The sequence below is a fragment of the Alphaproteobacteria bacterium genome (assembly GCA_024244705.1).
Taxonomy (GTDB): domain Bacteria; phylum Pseudomonadota; class Alphaproteobacteria; order JAAEOK01; family JAAEOK01; genus JAAEOK01.
The window spans coordinates 142,873-164,150 of the sequence record JAAEOK010000098.1 but is presented as its reverse complement, the minus strand read 5'-3'; the positions used below and the strand labels follow the sequence as shown (position 1 = coordinate 164,150).

Annotated in this window: 18 protein-coding genes; 6 read left to right on the top strand and 12 right to left on the bottom strand. The window is 64.9% G+C overall.

What is annotated here, in order from left to right; genetic code table 11:
• Positions 1–65: 65 nt before the first annotated feature.
• Positions 66–1,028, bottom strand: coding sequence for a hypothetical protein (locus GY791_18760; protein ID MCP4330469.1), 963 nt, complete (start codon positions 1,026–1,028; stop codon positions 66–68).
• 66 nt (positions 1,029–1,094) lie between these two features.
• Between GY791_18760 and GY791_18755 the strand changes: the two genes are divergently transcribed.
• Complete coding sequence (locus GY791_18755) at positions 1,095–2,000, top strand: CoA ester lyase (GenBank protein ID MCP4330468.1); 906 nt, start codon at positions 1,095–1,097, stop codon at positions 1,998–2,000.
• A gap of 42 nt (positions 2,001–2,042) precedes the next feature.
• Here GY791_18755 and GY791_18750 read toward each other — a convergent pair whose 3' ends face one another.
• From GY791_18750 to trpS, 8 genes are all read right to left on the bottom strand, one after another.
• Positions 2,043–3,158 (bottom strand): hypothetical protein, encoded by a 1,116-nt coding sequence (locus tag GY791_18750; protein ID MCP4330467.1) that lies wholly within the window; start codon positions 3,156–3,158, stop codon positions 2,043–2,045.
• Complete coding sequence (locus tag GY791_18745) at positions 3,155–4,828, bottom strand: GH3 auxin-responsive promoter family protein (protein ID MCP4330466.1); 1,674 nt, start codon at positions 4,826–4,828, stop codon at positions 3,155–3,157. Before GY791_18745 ends, GY791_18750 begins: the two co-directional genes overlap by 4 nt.
• Positions 4,825–5,706 carry a sterol desaturase family protein gene (locus tag GY791_18740; protein ID MCP4330465.1) on the bottom strand — a complete coding sequence of 294 codons (882 nt, stop codon included), beginning with the start codon at positions 5,704–5,706 and terminating at the stop codon, positions 4,825–4,827. Before GY791_18740 ends, GY791_18745 begins: the two co-directional genes overlap by 4 nt.
• Before the next feature lie 239 nt (positions 5,707–5,945).
• Positions 5,946–6,434, bottom strand: coding sequence for a universal stress protein (locus GY791_18735; protein ID MCP4330464.1), 489 nt, complete (start codon positions 6,432–6,434; stop codon positions 5,946–5,948).
• A gap of 272 nt (positions 6,435–6,706) precedes the next feature.
• On the bottom strand, positions 6,707–7,450 hold the full coding sequence (locus GY791_18730; GenBank protein ID MCP4330463.1) for a hypothetical protein: 744 nt from the start codon (positions 7,448–7,450) through the stop codon (positions 6,707–6,709).
• Positions 7,450–8,370 carry a sulfite exporter TauE/SafE family protein gene (locus GY791_18725; GenBank protein ID MCP4330462.1) on the bottom strand — a complete coding sequence of 307 codons (921 nt, stop codon included), beginning with the start codon at positions 8,368–8,370 and terminating at the stop codon, positions 7,450–7,452. Before GY791_18725 ends, GY791_18730 begins: the two co-directional genes overlap by 1 nt.
• Before the next feature lie 171 nt (positions 8,371–8,541).
• A complete protein-coding gene (locus GY791_18720; protein MCP4330461.1) occupies positions 8,542–8,997 on the bottom strand; it encodes a hypothetical protein in 456 nt (151 codons plus the stop codon).
• A gap of 147 nt (positions 8,998–9,144) precedes the next feature.
• The gene (gene trpS, locus GY791_18715; GenBank protein MCP4330460.1) at positions 9,145–10,173 is read right to left on the bottom strand and encodes a tryptophan--tRNA ligase; all 1,029 of its coding nucleotides are present in this window, start codon (positions 10,171–10,173) and stop codon (positions 9,145–9,147) included.
• Between the two features lie 126 nt (positions 10,174–10,299).
• On the opposite strand from trpS, the gene GY791_18710 reads away from it, so the two are divergent.
• Positions 10,300–11,046 (top strand): hypothetical protein, encoded by a 747-nt coding sequence (locus tag GY791_18710; GenBank protein MCP4330459.1) that lies wholly within the window; start codon positions 10,300–10,302, stop codon positions 11,044–11,046.
• Here the strand turns inward: GY791_18710 and murJ are convergent, their stop codons facing one another.
• A complete protein-coding gene (gene murJ / locus GY791_18705) occupies positions 11,047–12,591 on the bottom strand; it encodes a murein biosynthesis integral membrane protein MurJ (GenBank protein MCP4330458.1) in 1,545 nt (514 codons plus the stop codon). It lies immediately after the preceding gene.
• 45 nt (positions 12,592–12,636) lie between these two features.
• A complete protein-coding gene (locus tag GY791_18700) occupies positions 12,637–15,429 on the bottom strand; it encodes a [protein-PII] uridylyltransferase (protein MCP4330457.1) in 2,793 nt (930 codons plus the stop codon).
• A gap of 113 nt (positions 15,430–15,542) precedes the next feature.
• Between GY791_18700 and GY791_18695 the strand changes: the two genes are divergently transcribed.
• From GY791_18695 to GY791_18685, 3 genes are all read left to right on the top strand, one after another.
• Positions 15,543–16,037: a cysteine hydrolase gene (locus GY791_18695; GenBank protein MCP4330456.1), complete on the top strand. Its 495-nt coding sequence runs from the start codon at positions 15,543–15,545 to the stop codon at positions 16,035–16,037.
• 44 nt (positions 16,038–16,081) lie between these two features.
• Entirely contained in the window at positions 16,082–16,642 is a 561-nt protein-coding gene (locus GY791_18690) for a hypothetical protein (GenBank protein ID MCP4330455.1), read from the top strand.
• A 263-nt stretch (positions 16,643–16,905) separates the two neighbouring features.
• A complete protein-coding gene (locus tag GY791_18685; GenBank protein MCP4330454.1) occupies positions 16,906–17,895 on the top strand; it encodes a hypothetical protein in 990 nt (329 codons plus the stop codon).
• 12 nt (positions 17,896–17,907) lie between these two features.
• Here the strand turns inward: GY791_18685 and mutS are convergent, their stop codons facing one another.
• On the bottom strand, positions 17,908–20,589 hold the full coding sequence (mutS, locus tag GY791_18680) for a DNA mismatch repair protein MutS (protein MCP4330453.1): 2,682 nt from the start codon (positions 20,587–20,589) through the stop codon (positions 17,908–17,910).
• 97 nt (positions 20,590–20,686) lie between these two features.
• Between mutS and GY791_18675 the strand changes: the two genes are divergently transcribed.
• A complete protein-coding gene (locus tag GY791_18675) occupies positions 20,687–21,184 on the top strand; it encodes a hypothetical protein (protein ID MCP4330452.1) in 498 nt (165 codons plus the stop codon).
• Positions 21,185–21,278 lie beyond the last annotated feature (94 nt).

Below are 21,278 nucleotides of genomic sequence, written 5' to 3'. Positions count from 1 at the left end.
GACGCCGCCGGTTCGAGATCAAGCCCCAAGGAGGTGGCCGCGTGGGAAACGTCGGCCGTCGGCAGCTACTCGGCAAGGCTTGCTTTGTCGAACTGTTTCAACCGGTTGGCGGCGATGTGGTTCTGGATTGTCGCTATATAGTCTTCGCCGCGCTCGGAATAACGGACCAGCGCCGCCGCCAGCATATTGCCGTCGAGCGGTTGGCCCCCATCCCGCGCCTGTCCGCGCAGCGCTCGGAATTCCTCATAGGCCTTGTGTGTATTGAGGTTGTGCATATAGGCGCTGATCGAGCTGATGAGATCGGGAAACGCTCGGATCGGCGGCGTCCCGTCGACCGGATGCGGCACTTGCGGCCGGCCGGGCCGAAACGCATGCTGGCCGAACAAAGCGTTGGCGATCCGCGCAAAGCGTGACATGCCCCAGCCGCTTTCCTCCAAGGCCTGGGCCAGGGCCAGCGACGGCGGCACCGCGTCGACGCGGCGGATCAGCTCGTCGAGGTCGCCGTCCTTGACGCCGTACCAGTCGCCCAGGCGATCGATGAATTCCTGGTCTTCGGGCAATAGGACACCGTTGCGGCGATTCTTGATGAACAGCAGCCGGTCCCGCAATCGGGCGATCTCGGCATTGACCTTGAGCACGATCGGCAACATGAACTTGAAGAACAATTGCTTCTGGTCGTTGCTCTCGGCGAACTCGAGCAGGTCATCGGGGATCTTGGCGAGGTAAAATGTCGGCACCGTGGCGCCCTGTTCGCGGACCGCATCGAGGTCGATGACGGCCAGCAATTCGGCGGCGTCGGCGGCGCGCGGCAAGACTATTCCGCGGGGTTTGGCGACGGCGAGATCGCCGACAAAAGGCGGCGTGGTGCGCGCCCATTGGATGCGCAAATCCTCGCTCAGACCCTGATAGACAACCCAGAAACCGACGGCCAGGCCGATAACCAGGACGATGCCGCCGCCGATCACCATCCGGCGGTGCCGGATCGAGGTCGAATGGGTCTTGGATTTCGAACGCGGTTGCGGCGACATTGGTCTGCGCGGGCAATCTTCTTGGCGGCGAGAAATACTGCCCTACAAATTATGGGAATGAGGCCGATGTCAAATGCAAATCAACGTGATCGCCGACCGCCGGCCCTGCGACGAAGCTGGCTGTTCGTGCCCGGCGCCGAGCGGGAAATGCTACTTTCCGGGCCGGCTTCGCAGGCCGACGTCCTGATACAGGAGATGGAGGACTTCGTGCCCCGCGGCCGGCGCGGCGAGGCCCGGGCGCTGTGCGGCGAAGTCGTCGCCGCCTGGAAAGCCGCGCAGGCCGTCGCCGGCGTTCGGATCAATCCGTTCTGGGACGGCGGGTGTGATGATCTCGAGGCGGTGATGGCGGCGGCCCCCCACCTGGTCGCGCTGCCCAAGGTTTCGACACCGGAACAGGTGCGCGATTTGGACCGCGCGGTGACCGACCTCGAGGATCGCTTTGGCTTGCCCTCCGGCAGCACCGAATTGTTGCCCAATATCGAATCGGCCCAGGGCCTGATGCAGACCCACGCGATCGCCGTGTCGAGCCCGCGCGTCACCGCCTGTCTGGTGGCGAGCGAGGATATGGCCGCCGACCTCGGCGCCGAGCGCGGCCGCGACGGACAGGAGCTGGCCTATGTCAGGGCGCGCTTCCATCTCGAATGCGTTGCCGCCGGTGTGGTGTCGGTGGATTGTCCCTATACCTGGTCCGACGAGGCCGGTGTCGAAGCCGAGGCCAGGACCGCGCGCCGTCTCGGCTACACCGCGAAAAGCGCGGTCATGGCGTCGCATGCCGTCGTCGTCAACCGAATCCTGACGCCCAGCCAGTCCGAGGTCGATCGAGCCGGAGCGATGGTCACCGCTTTCGAACGGGCTCGCGCCGACGGTGTCGACCGGGTCGAAGTGGATGGAAATCTGATTGAGGTTCCGTCGGTGCACAACGCCAGGCGACTGCTCGAGCGGGCGCGGGCCTTTGGTGTCATCGAGGGCTAGGCGAAGGACTCTACGAGTAACCGCGACAGACCCGCGCCGCGGTCAATCGGTGAGACGTTCCTGCCGCACTTCGACCCCCCATCCCGGTCGCTTCAAGATCGCCCCGGCGTCGGCCAACAATCCGCGGCGGCCGAACATCACTGGCGGGTCGCAAAGGTCGTGCGCCAGCAAGTGGGTGCCGAAGGCGCCCTCCTGCGCGAATAGATGCTCTTGATGCGCTGCCGCGACGGCCAGGCCGGCTCGTGTCAGCAGGCTCGTCTCGCCGACCTGGGCGCCCACGATCAGGGTCACGCCCATCGATACCAGCCGATCGGCGACCCTCAGCGAACGAATGAGGCCACCCATTTTTGACACCCGGATGTTGGCAATCCACGTTTCGGGATCCCGCGAAAGCGCCTCGGCCTGAGCCAATCTGCAGAGGCTCTCATCGAGGACGATGCGGACCCGAAGCGCCTTGGCGATGGACCGGCAGCCATCCAAGTCCCCGGCCTTGACCGGCTCTTCGATCGCAACGAACAGGTCCTTCATTGGACCGAGATCGCGGATAAAGCCTTCGGCGTCCGACCAGGCGTTGTTGGCATCCGCCCGGAGGCGACATCCGGTTCCATGGATCAGCCGCAGGAGCGCTTCCTTTCTGCGGTCGCGTGTCGCGTCGGCGATTATCTTGATCTTGAAATCGGCGAAGCCCGCCAAGCGATATCGTAGCAGGCGCAAAACCAGTTTCGTCGCGCTGCTGTCTCCGACCACCGCCGAGTAGCGGAACGCCCGCGTTGGTCCAAGTAGGCCAAGAAGCGTCTCAACGGGTTGTGTATCCTGCCGCGCCAGCAAATCGAGTATCGCCAGCTCCAAAGCCGCAAACGCGGCGGGGTTGTCATCGATATCCGCTTCATGGGCGTCGATCCACGCGCGGAGATCGTCAAGATCGGTGACGTTGGCGATCACATCATCGGCGGCCGCGGCAACGAAGGAAGCGGCGCTGTGCTCGCTCTCCCCGGTCACGTAGGGCCGCGGACAGCCCTCGCCGAAGCCCACGGATCCGTCGGCGCCCCGGGCGATGACGATAATGTTGCTCGTCTGCCGGCGGGTCGCGGCCGCGTGGGCCACGGGGGTGCGAAACCGGACCGCGAATCGGCGCAATTCAAGGGCCGCGAGTCTCATATTCCCGATGCCACGTGGCGATCTATGTCGAAGGTCAGATCCCGGCGATTTTGCAATGCCAGTATTTTGAACTGGGCGTCCTGCTGTCCGCCGGCGACGCAAAATCGACGATAGTCCGCCGCCGTCCCGACACGGAGCCAGCGGCAGACGACCGGGCACAGTCTGCCGCTTCGGCGCTTCTCGCGATATTCGATATTGAGCGCCTGCAATTGCACCTCGACGATCCCGGCGAATTCATCCGTCGCCGGCCGGCCGGCCTCCGCCTCGACATAGAGGCGGTAGGTCGCATGCTCGGCGTCGGCCAGCATCAGGAGAAATGCCGGGCTCAAGGAAAATTGCTTCGCGGCCGCGGTCACCGCTTCGATGACTTGCGCTTCCGAAAGCTTTTCTCCGGTGATGTTGGTTATGCCCTGCCCCTTTTGCACGAATGACAGAAGCGGCGTCGCGTTGAACCGGCCCGTCACCTCTACGATGTCATTCATGTCGTAGCGGTAGAGCCCATCACCGGTGGTCACGAAAACATAATATTGGCGCCCGCCTTCCAGGCGGTCGACGGTTTTGAAATCTCCGCCCCCGGATCCGCGCTCGTTGCGCTCGACGAATTCCAAGAAATGTTCATTCAAAAGCGGCATCGTGCCGTCTTCCGACGGATTGACCGCGATCGTCGCGCGCAGTTCGCTGGCGATGTAGCCGGCGTCTATGACTTTGGTGGCGGCCGGGAATTGTCGGCTGAGCGCAGCCAAGGGAATGGCCGAATTTCCCCGCGTCCACGTGACGACGGCTCTGAGGTCGGGCCACAGATCCTTGATCATGACCGGGGTTCCGGACCGGCGTCGCGCGGACAGCGTATCGGCTCTCTCCGGGTCGGAAATCATCCGCCCTAGGATCGCCGTGCGCTGGGCGGTGGAGAGCAGAGCGTTGTCCGAAATCGTCCCCGCTTCTATGTCGGCAAGCAAATCCTCCCACCTCTCGGCGATTGTCGAAATGACGCGAACGATCGTTGACGGATTGGCCGTGGCGATGCCGGTCAAATTTCTCTCGGCGAGGGCCAGCAAGGCAATCGTATAGTATTCTTGGTCGTAATCTTCGATCCCGAAGACTTCGCTCGGGAGCACATATTTGCGCCGCACCGGCCATGGCATGGTCGCATAGATGTGCCCGGTGACCGATCCGATCGGCAGGCCGGGATCGACTTCGTCTTCGATTGCCGCGCCGCCGATACCCAGGATCCTGCCGTCGAACATGGCGGTATCGCGAAACAGCGGGAATGCGAAGACGCGCTGCAACCGTCGCGCCTGTTCGATGCCGCCGGCGGTCAATGGCAGGAGTTTGGGCTCGCCCGTGGTGCCGCTGGTCCGTGCATAGCGTACCGGCGGCTCCATCGTCAGGGCGGGCTCGCCGGTCGTGCGTTGGCGAGCGATTAGCGGGGCCAAGGTCTCATAGGTCTGGACCGGGACCTGGCGGGCGAAATCGGCGTGATCGGCGACCGTGGAAAAACCATGTTCGCGGCCGAACGTCGTTTCCGCCTGGCGTCTTAGGATCGATCGCAGGACAGCTGCCTGTGCGTCACTTGGCTGTTTGCTGGCGGCCATCAATCGTCGCCAGCTCGTCCACCGGACGGCGGTCATTGCGAGGCCCAGCGCGGCGGCCGACAAGAAATTGGGGATCACCGCTGCGTTCCCGGCGCCTTGTTTCGAAATGGTGCGAGCATCTGTCCGAGAAACGATTGCGGATAGGCCGGCTCATCCAAGCCGAGTTCTTTGACCGCCGTATCGGCGGGTAGGTAACGCGTGCCGAACAATCGATCCCAGACGATCAGGTTGTTGCCATAATTGTGGTTCGCCTTCTCAAGGTCCAACGCATGATGCCAGCGGTGCAATTCCGGCCCGGCGACGATCTGGTTGAGAATGCCGAGCCTGACATCGCAGTTGGAATGCTGAAAAAAGCCGTTCACGGCGTAGAAGACAAAATAGAGAGCGACGACTTCGTCGGCGACACCCAGGACGATGAAGGGCAGGGTATCGAACACGAACTGAATCGATTTTTCGAAGGGATGAAATCGCCCGACGTTCAACCAGTACAATTGTTTTACCGAGTGGTGGACCGCGTGCAATCGCCACAGCGGGGCGAGGCGGTGGCAGGCGATATGCAGCCAGTAGCGGAATAAATCGGCCGCCAAGATCATCAACACGACCTGGAGAACGATCGGTCCGTCATGCGGCCATAACCGGCTCGGCGCGCCGCCGTCGGACGTCCACCAAATCGTCAATGCCGCCACCGTGGCAATCGCGAGGCCCTTCGCCAGGAGAACCTGGACGCCGATCATATAGGCCGCATCGGTCGCGATGCTTTGGCGGCTCGGCGTCCATTCGATGCGATGGGGGAAACTCAACTCATGCCCGGTGACCCAGATGGCGGCGAACAATCCGGCGCCATAGGCGGCGATCCAGACGATGTCGGTCAGCGACATCAATAGGCCGAACGCCGTGAAGGCGCCCAACATCGCCAACGGATAACTCAATCGAAGGGCGAGGGATTTGGCGCTCATGCGATTCAACGGGTCAGTCTTTGATGAACCAGTTTTCACCCTCGTTCCGCACACGCGCTGTGTTATCTCGCACCCCAAGGCCGCCCGCGGGGCCGGTTCCGGCGGCTTATATCGCGCATGTTCATATGGTTGTCTTGACGGCGTCCGGCAATGACCGCCGCGTTCGTCGGCGCCCGTGCGAAAGGCGTGTCCGGTGTCGTGCCGACTATTGCGTGCAAGGTTGTTTCACGGGACGGTCCCTAAGTCAGGGCGTCGACCTCGTCGTCGTCGAGGCTGCCCGGTACGATGGTGACCGGGGTGCGCAGTTTCCCCGCCAGCTTGCCGGCACAGGCGGAGACCAGGGGCCCGGGACCTTTCGGACCGGTATCGGCGCCGAGCACAAGAATGGAGATCCCCGGTTCCTCCTCGAGCAACGCCAGCAACGCGTCCTGCGGGCGGCCGTCGCGGACATAGAGCATCGGCATCGAGCCCGACCACTCCTGGACCATTTCCGAGTGTTTTTGCAGGATCTCCTCGGCCTCCTGGCGGCGCTCCTGTTCCATCAAATTCTCGACCGCGGCCCAGTGCTGGAAATCGGCCGGCTCGATGACATAGAGCATGGCAACCCGGCCGCCGGTGCTCTTGGCCCGCCGCGAGGCGAAGCGGAGCGCGACGCGCAGCTCGGGCGTGTCATCGACGACGACCAGGAAGATACGACCATCGCTGCTGCTCGTGGCTGGTTCTGCCATGGCTAGAGCCCTATGTGTTCATGTAGAACCATTTTGCCGAAGGCATGTTTCGCCATGACCAGGAAAGCACCGCGGAGCGTATCCGGCATACGGTCGAGGTGGTTGACGCGGTCATGGCGAAACAGGCCCCGGCCCGACAGGGTTGCGTTTGGGCGGGCCTCCGCTTCGTTGCCGTCCTCACCCGATGCTTCGGCATCGCATTTCGGGCGGCGCCTTGCGGGCGGCCGCGCCCAACCCGCAACAGAATTGCTTCTATATGAACACATAGGCCTCTAAGCCTTTCGGAAGATCGCGCCAGCCAACCATCCTGCCACCAGCGCGATGATGATGGCAACGATGCCATAGAGCGCGCTCTGGTCGTGGGCGAAGTCGAAAATCTCCGCCTCGGTGCCCACCTTGCTGACGAGAAGCGGGGTCGTCTGGGCGGCGATGACGTTGCCGTCCTTGAGGACGAAGACCTCGACGACATAGGTTCCGGTCGGCACGTTGGCCGGAAACACGACCGGCGTTCGGAACAGCCGGCCGCCGAGAAGTTGCACCTCGCCGACATGATGGGGATAGAGGCCCTGCGCCGCCTTGTTGCGCAGCAGAGCCTCGCGAAATTCCTGGATTTCGTCGTCTTCGGCCCGCTTCGGATTGATGAAGCGCAGATACTGCGCTCCGATCTGGTGGCGGTGGAGCACCGACGGCGGCGCGAAACCCTCGACGTCGCCGGTCGCCGCCACGGCGTAGAACGCCGGCACGTGGCCGAAGGTGAGGCTGCGCCCGTTGATCCAGATGCCGGCGACCCGCTGCTTGCGCCGGACCACGATGTCCTCGCCCGGGCCGCGGACGACGACCGCGATGTCGCCCTCTTCCTCGGTGGTTCCGAACAACAGCACATCGGCGCCACTGAAGCCGGTGGTGATGGCGACCAAATGTTTCGAAAGGTCGGCGACCAGCCCGTTGCCGTGGACCGACGCGGGACCGATGGCGAGCACCAGCAGGAGGGCGATATAGCGCAGCAGGCGGGGCATCAATGTCCGATCTCCACGCCGATCGAATAAAGGTCGTCCGGCGTCGTGACCAAATCGAAGAGCAGTTTTCCGCACACCCCGAGGACCATGAGCGCGAGCAGCCCGCGCAATTCCTCGCCGCGCAGGCGGGCGCCCAGCCGGGTCCCGATCTGGGCGCCGACGACGCCGCCGATCAACAGGATCAGCGCCAGCACCACGTCGACGGTCTGGTTGTTCATCGCCTGCAGGAAGGTGACGTTGGCGGTGACGAAAATGATCTGGAACAGGGACGTGCCGACGACGACCGAGGTCGGCATGCCGATCAGATAGATCATCGCCGGGACCATCAGGAAGCCGCCGCCGACGCCCATGATCGCGGCCAGGATGCCGACCAGGAAGCCGACGCCAAGGGGCAACAGGGCGCTGATATAGAGCTTGGACCTGCGAAAGCGCATCTTCAGCGGCAGGCCGTGAACCCACATGTGTTCATGAAGCCGCCTCCGGCCGCCGGTTTGTTGGCGGCGGCGGAAGATCGCGCGCAGGCTTTCGACGAACATCAGCGCGCCGATGATGCCGAGGAAGATCACGTAAGACAGCTTGATAACCAAATCGACCTGTCCCAGCGACCGCAGCCAGGTAAACAGGACGACGCCGAAGGTCGAGCCGAGTATGCCGCCGAACAGCAGCACCAGCCCCATCTTGAAGTCGACGTTGCCGCGGCGCCAATGCGCGAGGGCGCCGGAAACCGAGGACGCAACGATCTGGTTGGCCTCGGTCGCGACCGCCACCGGCGACGGTACGCCGATGAAGATCAGCAGCGGGGTCATCAGAAAACCGCCGCCGACGCCGAACAGGCCGGACAGAATACCGACCGCGCCGCCCATGCCGAGCAGCAGAAAAATATCCACTGACATCTCGGCAATCGGCAGGTAGATCTGCATACGCGCTTCGAAAGGTGAGAAGGCCCACGGACAGAGCTTCGCAGGAACTGACCGGCAAAGGCCTGGATTCCTTAACGAATTTCGCTGCCCACCTTACTCCCCCGATTCGCGGCGGGAAAGCGAATTCCGTTGCATCGCGGCCTTAGCGGCGGATTATTTCGGCCTGGGAATCTAGCCGACCGTAGCAACGAGGGCCGCCATGGCCGCGATGACGGCGCAGGTGACGCTGATCCATTGAGATCGCCGGGCTACCACAAGAGCGGTTTCCTGTTCCGATTTATGGACAACGAAACGGAGCAGCGAATCGAGCTTGGCGTCGCTAATGGGCTCGCGAGATTTCTCGGCCTCTCCCTCCACGTCCTTGCCATCCTGAGACCGCATCGCATAGCGCAAATGCAGTGTATAATAGGGCGGGCCGCCTTGCGGGTCGGGCGCCTCCCGGAACAGTGCTTTAAACGTTTCGACAACTGTCTTCACCTCGCCTGCTTCGAGGCCCAAATCGTTCGCCATCAACACGGCGGTTCGACTTTTGCTGGACGTTATCGCCAGATAGCTGACCAGGGCGATGATGGTTTCCAGGTGTCGCGAATAGAGCCGGTCGCTGACGATTGCCGGGGTCGTAAACATTGCCAATCTCCGCTGGGATTGATCGCCGGATCATAGCGCATTCACCCCTGCCTTTTGCCAGGCCGCCATTCGGCAAGTTTTTTTGGTCGGCGCCACCCAGCTATGAATGTCTCTGGGTGCCGCCCGATCTACGTTCGTGGAGCAGACTTAAGCGCGCAGTAACCCAACGATGTCATGGACCTCGCGCAGGATCGGGCCGGCCAGTTCGCGGGCCCGGGCGGCGCCGTCGCGGAGCACCGCATCGACGAGCTCCGGCTCGGCGGTCAGGCGTTGCATCTCGGCGCCCATCGGGCCGAGCGTTGCCACCGCGACCTCGGTCAGCGCGGCCTTGAACTCGGAGAACGGCTTGCCGCCCATCTCGTCCAACACGTCGGCGACCGGCCGGTTGACCAGCGCGCCATAGATGCCGACCAGGTTGAAGGCTTCGGGGCGTGCGGCGCGGGCGTCGTCGAGCACCCGCCCGGCCTCGTCGAGCGTGTCGGGCTCGGGCACCGGGTCGGGATCGGTGCGCGCCTTTCGGACCTTTTGCGCCACCGTGTCGGCGTCGTCGGTCATGTTGATGCGCGTGTAGTCGGAGGCATCGGACTTGCTCATCTTCTTGCTGCCGTCGCGCAAATTCATCACCCGCGCCGCCTCGCCGAGGATCAACGGCTCGGTGATCGGGAAGAAATCGACGCCGTAATCGCTGTTGAATTTTTGCGCGATGTCGCGGGTCAGCTCGAGGTGCTGCTTCTGGTCTTCGCCGACCGGCACGTGGGTCGCCTTGTAGGCGAGAATGTCGGCCGCCATCAGGTCGGGATAGGCATAGAGCCCGACCGAGGCGTTCTCGCGGTTCTTGCCCGCCTTCTCCTTGAACTGGGTCATCCGGTTGAGCCAGCCGAGCCGGGCCACGCAATTGAAGATCCAGGCCAGCTCGGCATGGGCCGAGACCTGGCTCTGGTTGAAGATGATGCTGCGCGCCGGGTCGATGCCGGCGGCGAGGAAGGCGGCGGTCACCTCGCGGGTGTTGGCGCGCAGTTCGGCCGGGTCCTGCCACACCGTGATGGCGTGGAGGTCGACGACGCAATAGATGCATTCGTGCGTCTCTTGCAAGGCGACGAAGTTGCGGATCGCGCCGAGATAGTTGCCGAGATGCAAATTGCCGGTCGGCTGGACGCCGGAGAAGACGCGATTCATGGGCTGGGTCTTTCGACTGGCCGGGAATTCCGCCGGCTTTATCGCCGCTCCCCCGGCCCGGGTCAAGGAGCGGTTCAATACCGCGCGCGTGGGGATGGCTGGGTTGGCCACGCGCGCGGCTCGGTCATGGAATTCAAGAAATCATCGGTAATGCGGCCCGCGCGCGGCGGACTCGAAACCGCGTCGCCGATGTGGAAAGGTCGGGGCATGGGACAGATGACCACGCGCCGGGCATTGGGCCGCACCGCCGGCGGGTTCGCGTTCGGTCTCGTTCTCGCTTGCTTCGCCCCGGCCGCGGCCCAGGACGAAGCCGGCTGGCGCGGCGCCGAATGGGGCATGGATGGGGCGGCGCTCGACCGCGTCTTCGGGTCCGACCTGACGCGACTCTCGGCGCCGCTCGATTTCGGGCCGCTGTATGTCGACCGTCTGTGGCGCGGTGTCGAGCTCGGCGGCTATCGCTTCACCGCCTTCCTGCAGATGGACCGCTCGACCGCGCGGCTGGCCCAGGTGCTGTTGGATATCCGCCGCCTCGAGGCGCCCGACCGGGTCATGGCGGCGGTGGTCGATGCCCTCGGCGGGCGCTACGGCGAACCGGCCTGTAGGGTCGAGGCGGCGTTTCCCGATGGCGCCACGGCGACGCTGGCGGCGACCTGGAACGGTTCCGGGTCGACGGTCCAGGCGGGCCTGATCGACATGAACATTCCCGGCATCCTGACCGAAGACCCCAATACCAAGCGCGACGTACGCCGGCCGTCCTATGAACGCCGGCGCATCAAGCGCAGCTCGCTGCCGCGGCGGGTCACGGTGCGGTTCCATGCCGCCGCGCGGACCGACCTCGATCTCGATTACTGCCGCGCGCCGGAGGAAGAATGATTACGACCGGCTGAGCGCCGCCCGCATGTCGGCCAGCGTCGCCGCCCGGGTCGCCAATACCGCGAGGCCGTAGACCACGACGCCGCCGCCGATGAGCGCGGCCAGGGCGGCGATCTTGACGACCAGTGTCGCGCTGAGCAGCGGCGCCACCAGCGGGGCCGCGACGAACAACGCCGCCGCCATCAGGGCGCTGGCCAAGACGATCCGGGGGGCGCGGCGTTTGAGGCGGGCATCGAAGCTGAGATAGCCGCGGCGATGCAGCAGGACGGTCAGCAGGGCGGCGTTGGTCCAGGCCGCCACGGCGTTGGCGAAGGCGAGGCCCAGGACGCCGAACGGCCCCATCAGCGCGATACTGGCGAGCACGTTCACGGCGACGGCGACGAAGGCCACCTTGACCGGGGTCTTGGTGTCCTGGCGGGCGAAGAACCCGGGCGCCAGGACGCGGACCGAGACATAGGCCGGGACCCCGATGGCGAAGGCGGCGAGCGCGCCCGCCGAGACCAGCGCGTCGGTCATCGTGAAGGCGCCGCGGACGAACAACACGGTCAGGATCGGCAGCGGAATCACGATCAGCGCCGCCATCGCCGGCATGCCGAGGAGCAGGCCGAGCTCGAGCGCCCGGTTCTGGGCGTTGAGCGCGGCGTCCGCCTCGCCGGCCTTGAGCAGCCGGGCGACCCGGGGCAGCAGCGCGGTGCCCATGGCGACGCCAACGATGCCGACCGGCAGCCAGGTGACGCGCTCGGCGTAATAGAGGTGGGAGATGGCGCCGACGCCGACGATCGACGCCAGCGCCGTGCCGACCAGGAGATTGATCTGCGCCGCGCCGGCGCCGATCGCCGCCGGCACCATCAGCCGCAGCATGCGCTTGACGTCGGGCGACAGGCGGGGGCGGGGCAGATGGAGGTCGATCCCGGCTTGGTGGCAGGCCCAGACCAGGATAAGGAATTGAAAGACGCCGCCGCAGGCGATACCGAGCGAAAGCGAAAACCCGGCCTCTTCCTGCGACGCCCAGCCGATCAGCAGCACGGCGATCATAACCACGTTGAGGGCGATCGGCGCCGCCGCCGCGGCGGCGAAACGATAGAGCGAATTGAGCACGCCGCTGAGCATCGCGCCGAGGGCGGCGAACAACAGATAGGGAAACGTCAGGCGGGTATATTCGACCGCCAGCGCCAGGGTTTCGGGGTTGTCGATGAACCCGGGCGCGACGATTGCGAGGAACCACGGCATCGCCGCTTCGACCGCGAACAGGAACAAGACCAGAATCGACAGCAGGCCGGCCAGCACCAGCTCGGCGAAGACCTGCGCTTCGGCCCGTCCGCGCTGCTCGAGGATGGCCGAAAAAACCGGCACGAAGGAGACGTTGAAGGCGCCCTCCGCGAACAAGTTGCGGAACATGTTGGGAAAGCGGAAGGCGACGAAGAAGGCGTCGGCGACTTCCTTGGCGCCGAGCACGTCGGCGATCAGGATATCCCGCGTAAATCCAAGAACCCGGCTGAGGGCGACGAAGCCGCTGACGGTGGCGAAGGAACGGAAAAGCCGCATCGGGTGCCGGTCACAGGGGGGGAGCTGAAACGGCCGCCATCGGCGTCATTCGGCGGCGGCGATCTTGGCGCCCTCCGCCGTCGCGGCGGCATCGCCGGCGGAGCCGTCGTCATCGCCGATCACCGCGCCGATCCGTTCGCGGATTTCTTCCAATTTGCGGTCGTGCTGAACCTTCATGCCAAAGACGTCCTTGACGTAGAAAACGTCGACCGCGCGTTCGCCATAGGTGGCGATCTTGGCGGTATTGATCTGCAGGTTGAGTGCCGCCAGCGTTCGCGTCACGTCATAGAGAAAGCCGGGACGGTCGCGGCCGTTGATCTCGATAATGGTATGGGTCGCACTGGCCTGGTTATCGATCAGCACGCGCGGCCGCACGGTGAAGACCTGGGCCCGTTCGGGCAGCCGCTCCCAGCCGTGGAGCGCCCGTTCGGGATTGATCTTGCCCGACAGGCTGTCGGCGATGAGCCGCGGCAGTTGCGGCAACCGGTCATCGCGGCCCACCGCCTCGCCGTCCTGGTTCTGCACCCAGAAGGTGTCGAGCGCCTTGCCGTTGGTCAGCGTGCAGACCGAGGCGACGACGATGTTGGTGTTGCTCATCGCCAGGGCGCCGGCGATGCGGGCGAACAGCCCCGGATGGTCGGGGGCGTAGATCGAAACCTCGGTGACGTCCCGCGCCGCGTCGATATGGGTCGCCACGGAGATCGCTTGCCCGTCCTGCTCCGCGGCGCGGATTTGCCGCGCGTGCCGGACCAGGGTGGCGATCTCGTGGCCCAGCCAATAGGTCGAGTTGCCGCGCGCGATATGGGCGTCGAACTCGGCTTCGGACCAGTCCGAAAGCTCGGGCCGCAGGCGATCGACGACGTCGCGCGCGCGCGATTGCACGCTGGCGTCGTCGAAGCGTCCCGACAGCACCTCTTCGGTGCGCCAGTAGAGCTCGCGCAGGAGCGCCGCCTTCCACCCATTCCAAACCGTCGGTCCGGTGGCGCGCATATCGGCCACGGTCAACACCAGCAGCATGCGCAGCCGCTCGGGGGATTGGACGATCGCGGCGAAGTCGGAGATCGTCTTGGCGTCGTTGATGTCGCGTTTCTGGGCGGTGTTGTTCATCAGCAGGTGATGGCGGACCAGCCACGCCACGTTCTCGGTCTCCTCCTCGCTGAGGCCGAAGCGGGGGCCGAGCCGCTCGGCGATCTCGGCGCCGAGTACGGAATGGTCGCCGCCCCGGCCCTTGGCGATATCGTGGAGCAGCACCGCGACATAGAGCGCCCGCCGCGACACCACCTTGTGGATGATGTCGGTCGACAGCGGGTGGTCCTCCTTGAGTTCGCCGGCCTCGATCGCGGCGAGGATGCCGATCGCGCGGATGGTGTGCTCGTCGACCGTGTAGACATGGTACATGTCGTGTTGCATCTGGGCGACGACGCGGCCGAAATCGGTGACGAACTTGCCGAACACGCCGGCCTCGTTCATCCGCTTGAGGGCTGTCGCCGGATCGTGGCGCGAGGCGAGCATTTCCAGGAACAGTTGGTTGGCCTCGGGATCGCGGCGCAATTCGGGCCCGATGCGATCGAGGGTTCGGGTGATCGCCCTGAGCGCGGTCGGATGGATATCGAGGTCGTGCGCCTGGGCAACGTGGAACAGGCGCAAGATGTCGACCGGCGCCGCCGCCAGCGCGGCCTCGCTCTTCACGGTCAGCCGCCCGCCTTCCAGGGGAAAGCCCTCGACCTCGCGGTGGCGGGTGATCAGCCGGCGTAGACCGGAGACGCGCTCGCGCTTTTGCTCCGATTCCAGCGCCGCGCAGAAAATGCGGGTCAGGTCGCCGACCTCCTTGGCGGTCAGGTAGTACCGCTTCATGAAACGCTCGACACGCTGTGTGCCGGCGTGATCCGTATAGCCCATCCGCTGCGCGATCTCGGGCTGGAGGTCGAAGGTCAGGCGGTCCTCGGGCCGTCCCGCCAGGTAATGCAGGTGGCAGCGAATCGTCCACAGCAGGTTCTGCGCCTTGGCGAAGTCCTGCGCCTCCTTTTCGGTGAACACGCCCTTCGCCACCAGGTCGCGAACGTCATCGACGCGGTAGATATACTTGGCGATCCAGAACAGGGTATGGAGGTCGCGCAAACCGCCTTTGCCGTTCTTGATATTGGGCTCGAGCACGTAGCGCGAATCGCCCATCCGCTGGTGGCGTGCGTCGCGCTCGGCGAGCTTGGCCTCGGCAAACGCCGCTTCGCTGCCGGCGATTACCTCGGTGCCGAAGCGATGGCGGAGCTCGTTGTGCAGCTTTTGGTCGCCCCAGATATAGCGCGCCTCGAGAACGGACGTGCGAATCGTCATGTCGTTGAGCGCGCGGCGGATGCAGTCGTCGACCGAACGGCTGGCGTGGCCGACCTTGAGACCCAGATCCCACAGCATATAGAGAATGTATTCGATGACCTGCTCGGTATGAGCGGTCGCCTTGTAGGGGTGGAGAAAAAGCAGATCGAGGTCGGACCACGGCGCGAGCTCGCCGCGTCCATAGCCGCCGACCGCCGTCACGCACAGCCTTTCACCGGCGGTCGGGTTGGCCCGCGGGTAGACGTCCTCGAAGGCGTGATCGTACAAAACACGCAGGATCTGATCCATCAGGAACGCGGTGGCGCGGACGTTTTCGGTCCCGCTGGCGCCATCCTCGTAGCGCCGCCGGATCTCGTCCCGGCCGCCTTTCAGTGCGTCCTTGAGGAGATTCAGGACAGCCGACCGCGAGTCCTCGGGGCGCGCCCGGCACCGGTCACGCACCTCATCGAGCCGGGCGATAATCTCGCGCCGGTCGATAATCTCGCGTTGCTTCGGAATCGTGCCCATGACGCTCCGTTTCCCGCTGCCGCCGTTCTTGGCCGTGTCGTGATACCATATAATACAGGATCCGGCCTATCGGCCGTAAATCCTATGCCGGCCCCACCAATCCCAATAATCCAATGCCGCCCAGTTGCCTGTTTATCATCGATGTGCAAAGCGGATTCATCAACCGGTGGACCAGCGACATTCCGGCCCGGGTCGAGGCCCTGCAGAACCGATTCGACCATCTCGTCGCGACCCGATTCTACAATCCCGAAGGCTCGTTCTATCGCCGCCTGATCGGATGGGATCGGTTCGCCCCGGGCAGCGATGACATCGCCCTGGCCTTCACGCCGCGGGTCGACGCGCGGATCGTCGACAAGGCGCAATATTCCTGCCTGACGGCCGAGGTCGCGGAATTCCTGACATCGAGCGGTATCGAGCGCGCCCATCTTTGCGGTATTGCGACCGACAATTGTGTCCTCAAGACGGCGGTCGATTTGTTCGAACGCGGCATCGAGCCGGTGGTAATGGCGGATTATTGCGCCAGCCATGGAGGCCCCGAATGCCATCAGGCCGGGTTGCTGCTGCTGGCCCGGTTCATCGGCGGCGACCAGATCGTCCACGGGTTGTGACAGATGTCATATTTTGGGCCCCGCCGCCGTGTTATGATTTGGGCATGATTAGGAACCTTTCTCGAGTAGCCGGCTTCGCCGCCGCGAGCGCCGCGGCGTTGATCGGCGGAACGCTCTACGCCCAGACCATGGCGCCGGGGTTCGACGCCACCGCGACCTATTGGGCCGGCCCGCCGCCGGCAGTAAAGGTCTCGATCAGCCACGACCTGCCCGAGGACCGGATCAGCGATGTCGAGCTGGTCCTGCCCGAAGGCGGCAGCGTTCGCGCCGAACGCCTCGACACCGACACCGTGACCGAAACGAGGACGGTGACCAGCGACAATTACGGCGCAAGCCCGGGGGCCGGTGTCGGCTTTGGCTTCGGCACCGGCGGTTATAGTGGGGGCGGCGTCGGGATCGGCTTCGGCTTCCCGATTTTCGGCGGCGGCAGCCGGACGACGACCACGACCGAGACGGTCACCAAGGAAATCCGGACCGAAGCCGAAATCGAAATCCAGGATAGCCGCGATTACGATATCAATTGGAGCTTCTACAAGATTCGGATCACGATCGCGCGGGCCAATGGCGGCTTTGACAACGTCGTGATCGGCGCTCCCCGGCCCTAGAGCAAGATCGTTCCGGATCGAATCGACCTGAAACGTGAATCTTGCTCTAACTCAATATGTTGGGGCGTGATTCACGGCTCATTTCGTTTCGATGTGAGCCGATCCCGCCCTAGCACGGCGGACGTTCCTCCGATGATTGCATGCCTTACGATGGCTTAACCCTGTTGGTTTAGGGTGTCCGAGATTGCGCTCGCCACGCCGAGCCGTCATTGTGTGCGCATGCTCGCAACCACGACGGGCGCTTCGCTCTAGGAGGACGACCCATGAACCGTCGGAACATCCTGATCGTGATCATCGGGCTCGCCGTCGGCGCGGCCCTCGCCGTCTGGCTGTTTGACGACTGGTATGTCGATCGCCGCGCCACCGAAACGCTCGACCAATTGTTTGCCGAATTGCCGCCCGGTTACACGGTGACCTACGACGACGCCGAGGCGTCCGCCATCAGCGGCGAGCTTACCGTGACCAAGCTTCGCATCGACGTCGATCTCGCCGAATTCGTCGCCGCCTACGGCGCCGAGATCGGGGAGCTGGCGGCCGACGACCCGGAAGCCGCGAAAGCGCTCAGCGAGATGGAGGACATGGTCCTTTCGGTGAGCGCCGACACTTGGCTCATCTCCGACGTCGATCTGGATCACAACCCGCCGCTCTTCATGACCCAAGAAGTGCAGGGCTTCACCTTCGATTTCGCGGATTTTCTTCCCGGCGAGGAAAGAGCGGCAATGGAGACGCTGTTCGGCGACACCGCCGTTCGCGGCAATCTTCGGCTTCGCTATTCGGCCGATCCGGAAAGCGGTGAGGTCGATATCCCCTACTATGAAATCGACATGGACAATATCGGCGCCCTCGAATTCTCGGCCAAGTTCGGCGGTTATTTCGTATGGCCCAACCCGGACCAGCCGTTCGCGGCAATGGCCAACCTCGATACCCTCACCATCGGCCACCTGACCTTCACCTATGACGATCATGCCTTCTTCGACCGGGTCCTGCGCCTGGTGGCGGCCGAGAACGGCCTCACGGTGGACGAGGTCAGGGAGCAGGCGGTGATGATGATCGGTCTATCGGCCGCCGACATCCCCGATACGCGGTTGCAGATGGCGGGAGTGGCCTTGGCGGAGTTCGTCAAGTCGCCGGGCCGGTTGACCCTCAAGCTGGCGCCGGCGGCGCCGGTCAACCTGATGGAACTCTCGGATTTGGCGGAGATCGATCCGGTGGCCGCCCTCGACAAGATCAACTTCAGTCTGACCAAGGAATAGAAAAGCGCCGTTTTACGGCTTGAGCAGCCGTCGCAGTTCGTAGAGCAATTCGAGGGCGTCCCGGGGGCTGAGCGCGTCCGGGTTGGCGGCGGCGAGTTTCTCCTCGACCGGTGATGGGCCCTTGGCCGCAATCCCCGAGCGCGGCCGCGGGGCGGCGCTGAACAGGGGCAGGTCGTCGGCGAGCTTGCTCAGCGCCCCGGCCTGTTCGCCCTGCTCGAGGGTCGTCAACACCTCCTCGGCGCGCGCGATGACGGCGGCCGGCAGGCCGGCGAGCTGGGCGACGTGGATACCGTAGGAGCGATCCGCGGCGCCGGGCGCGACCTCATGCAGGAAGACGACGTCGCCCTGCCATTCCTTGACCCTCATGGTGTGGCAGGAGAGCGCGTCGAGGCGGGCCGCCAACGCGGTGAGCTCGTGGTAGTGGGTGGCGAACAGGGCGCGGCATTTGTTTACGCCGTGCAGGTGCTCGACCGTGGCCCAGGCGATCGAAAGGCCGTCGAATGTCGCCGTACCGCGTCCGATCTCGTCGAGTATGACCAGGGCGCGGCTTCCCGCCTGATTGAGAATCGCCGCCGTTTCGACCATCTCGACCATGAATGTCGAGCGGCCGCGCGCCAGGTCGTCGGCGGCGCCGACGCGGCTGAACAGCCGGTCGACGATTCCGATGTGGGCTTCTTCGGCGGGCACGAATGAGCCCATTTGAGCGAGAATCGCGATCAGCGCGTTCTGGCGCAGGAACGTGCTCTTGCCCGCCATATTGGGCCCGGTCACAAGCCAAATCCGGTCGTCTTTGGAGAGGTCGCAGTGGTTGGCGACAAAGGCGGCCTCGCTACGCGCCGATAGCGCCGCCTCGACCACCGGATGACGACCGTTGCGGATTTCGAAATCGGTCCCGGAATCGACGACCGGACGGCAATAGCGGCCATCGACCGCCAATTCGGCGAGGCCGGCCACGGCATCGATGCGGGCCAACGCCCGCGCCGCCTGGGCGATCGGGTCGCCGTACTCGGCGACGTCGCCGACGAGGTCTTCGAACAATGCCAATTCGATGGCCAATGCCTTGTCGGCGGCGCGGCCGATGCGCTCTTCGAGATCTCCCAGCTCGACCGTCGTGAAGCGCATCGCATTGGCCATGGTTTGACGGTGGATGAACGGCTCGGCGAGCTTGTTGGCGTGCAGTGCGGTGACCTCGACGAAATAGCCGAGGACGTTGTTGTGGCGGACCTTGAGCGAGGCGACGCCGGTTTCCTCGCGGTAGCGCGCCTCGAGGCCGGCGATCAGTTTGCGGCTCTCGTCGCGCAGCGTGCGCTGTTCGTCGAGCGCTTCGGAGTAGCCGGCGGCGATGAAGCCGCCGTCGCGGGCGAGCACCGGCAGTTCCGGCGCCAGGGCGCGGTCGAGGCGATCGATCAACGGGTCGTGGTGGCCGATCTCGTTCAGGCAGCGCTCAAGCTCCGCCGGTGGCGTGTCGAGGCCGCCGCCGGCGAATGCGGCGCGCAGGTCCTGGGCCTGGCCCAGTCCGATGGCGATCGCCTGCAAATCGCGCGGTCCACCGCGGCCGATGGTGATCCGGGACAGCGCCCGCTCGATATCGGGGCATTTGCGCAGCAACGCCCGGACCCGGTCGCGGACCGCCGCGCCGTCGACGAAGTAGCCGACCATATCGAGCCGCCGGTGGATGGGTTCGGGCTCGGTCAGCGGCGCCGCCAGCCATTCCGCCAGCAACCGCGCGCCGGCCCCGGTTACGGTGCGGTCGACCACCGACAGCAGGCTGCCCTTGCGATCGCCTGACAGGGTCCGCAGCAGTTCCAGGTTGCGCCGCGTCGCAGCGTCGATCTCCATGACGCTGCCCGAGCCGGTGCGGCGTGGCGCATTCAGGCGCGGCAGCCGTCCCTTCTGGGTCAGCTCGACATAATCGAGGAGGGCGCCGGCGACGGCGATCTCGGCGCGTCCGAAAGCGCCGAAGGCGTCGAGCGCCTTGATGCCATAGGTTGCCTCCAAACGCCGCCGTCCGTTTTCGCTATCGAACCGGCTGTCCGGCTGCGGGGTCAGGATTTCCGTCCACTCGGCGAAGGTCTCGAACAGATCGGGACGCTGAACCAGCCGTTCCGGCACCAGCAACTCGCCGGGCTCGAGCCGGGCGAGCGCGGCACCAAGCCCCGCGGGCTCGACGGGCTCGACCGAAAAGTCGCCGGTCGACATGTCGAGCCAGGCCAACCCGAGCGCGCCGTGGGCATCGGCCAGGGCGGCCAGGTAATTGTGGCGGCGGGCGTCGAGGAGGGCGTCCTCGGTCAGCGTGCCGGGGGTGACCAGGCGCACGACTTCGCGGCGGACGACCGACTTGCTGCCGCGTTTCTTGGCGGCGGCGGGATCCTCCGTCTGCTCGCAGACGGCGACACGAAATCCATCGCGGATCAACCGCTGCAAATAGCCATCGGCGCTGTGCACCGGGACGCCGCACATCGGGATCGGGTTGCCGTCGTGGGAGCCGCGCTTGGTCAGCGTTATGTCGAGTGCGCGGGCGGCGGTCGCGGCATCCTCGAAGAACAGCTCGTAGAAGTCGCCCATGCGATAGAACAGCAGGCAGTCGGGATGGGCCGCCTTGATCTCCAGATACTGCACCATCATCGGCGACACATTATCGCGTTTTGCGGCGGGGGCCGGATCGGGGGAGTTTTGCGTCTCGGGCTTTGACATGATATGCGGCGGCAGGTGATATGGATGGTATTAGCATAGCCGTGGCGCCGACATCCATCGCCGGCCGGTGGGGCGGTGCCGTTCAAGGAGGAATTTAGTGGGCCAGGAAGTCATCAAAGAGGTGATTGCGCACTTCGCCGACGAGCCATCGTTTCGGGCGGCGGTCGACGCCCTCGTCGAATCCGGCGTCGACCGCAACGACCTCAGCGTGCTGGGGTCGCATGATTCGCTAGAGATCACGGACGCGGCCAAGTCGCCGTTCAGCAGTTGGCTGTCCTCGCTGGGCGGCGAGGTCAAGTATATCGGCCCGCTGGCGACCGCCGGCATGATCGCCGTCGCGACCGGGCCGACCGGAATTTTCTTCGCCGGGCTGGTGGCCGCCGCCGTCGGCGGTTATGCAGCCAAGGAGTTGCTCGACGACCTGACCTCGGTCGAGCATGCCGAGTCGTTCGCCCATGCGTTCGAGACCGGTGGCGTTATTCTGTGGGTGCGCGTCAGCGACGAGGCGCAAATCGCGGCCGCGAAGGAAATTCTCGCCGCCAACGGCGGCGACCGCATTCACCTCCACGAGCGCGATGCCGGCAAGGATGCTTGATCAAGCCACACGTTGCGCGCCGCGGCCGGGGTGCTAAGATTCCCAGCCGCTGCGCCGGCTGAAGCGGATACCGTATACCTCGTAGAAGCTAGGA

Excerpts from the sequence above, each read along its gene's own strand:
- GY791_18760 (MCP4330469.1), bottom strand. The coding sequence starts at position 1,028 with ATGTCGCCGCAACCGCGTTCGAAATCCAAGACCCATTCGACCTCGATC.
- GY791_18755 (MCP4330468.1), top strand. The coding sequence starts at position 1,095 with ATGTCAAATGCAAATCAACGTGATCGCCGACCGCCGGCCCTGCGACGA.
- GY791_18750 (MCP4330467.1), bottom strand. The coding sequence starts at position 3,158 with ATGAGACTCGCGGCCCTTGAATTGCGCCGATTCGCGGTCCGGTTTCGC.
- GY791_18740 (MCP4330465.1), bottom strand. The coding sequence starts at position 5,706 with ATGAGCGCCAAATCCCTCGCCCTTCGATTGAGTTATCCGTTGGCGATG.
- GY791_18735 (MCP4330464.1), bottom strand. The coding sequence starts at position 6,434 with ATGGCAGAACCAGCCACGAGCAGCAGCGATGGTCGTATCTTCCTGGTC.
- GY791_18730 (MCP4330463.1), bottom strand. The coding sequence starts at position 7,450 with ATGCCCCGCCTGCTGCGCTATATCGCCCTCCTGCTGGTGCTCGCCATC.
- GY791_18725 (MCP4330462.1), bottom strand. The coding sequence starts at position 8,370 with ATGCAGATCTACCTGCCGATTGCCGAGATGTCAGTGGATATTTTTCTG.
- GY791_18720 (MCP4330461.1), bottom strand. The coding sequence starts at position 8,997 with ATGTTTACGACCCCGGCAATCGTCAGCGACCGGCTCTATTCGCGACAC.
- trpS (MCP4330460.1), bottom strand. The coding sequence starts at position 10,173 with ATGAATCGCGTCTTCTCCGGCGTCCAGCCGACCGGCAATTTGCATCTC.
- GY791_18710 (MCP4330459.1), top strand. The coding sequence starts at position 10,300 with ATGGAATTCAAGAAATCATCGGTAATGCGGCCCGCGCGCGGCGGACTC.
- murJ (MCP4330458.1), bottom strand. The coding sequence starts at position 12,591 with ATGCGGCTTTTCCGTTCCTTCGCCACCGTCAGCGGCTTCGTCGCCCTC.
- GY791_18700 (MCP4330457.1), bottom strand. The coding sequence starts at position 15,429 with ATGGGCACGATTCCGAAGCAACGCGAGATTATCGACCGGCGCGAGATT.
- GY791_18695 (MCP4330456.1), top strand. The coding sequence starts at position 15,543 with ATGCCGCCCAGTTGCCTGTTTATCATCGATGTGCAAAGCGGATTCATC.
- GY791_18690 (MCP4330455.1), top strand. The coding sequence starts at position 16,082 with ATGATTAGGAACCTTTCTCGAGTAGCCGGCTTCGCCGCCGCGAGCGCC.
- GY791_18685 (MCP4330454.1), top strand. The coding sequence starts at position 16,906 with ATGAACCGTCGGAACATCCTGATCGTGATCATCGGGCTCGCCGTCGGC.
- mutS (MCP4330453.1), bottom strand. The coding sequence starts at position 20,589 with ATGTCAAAGCCCGAGACGCAAAACTCCCCCGATCCGGCCCCCGCCGCA.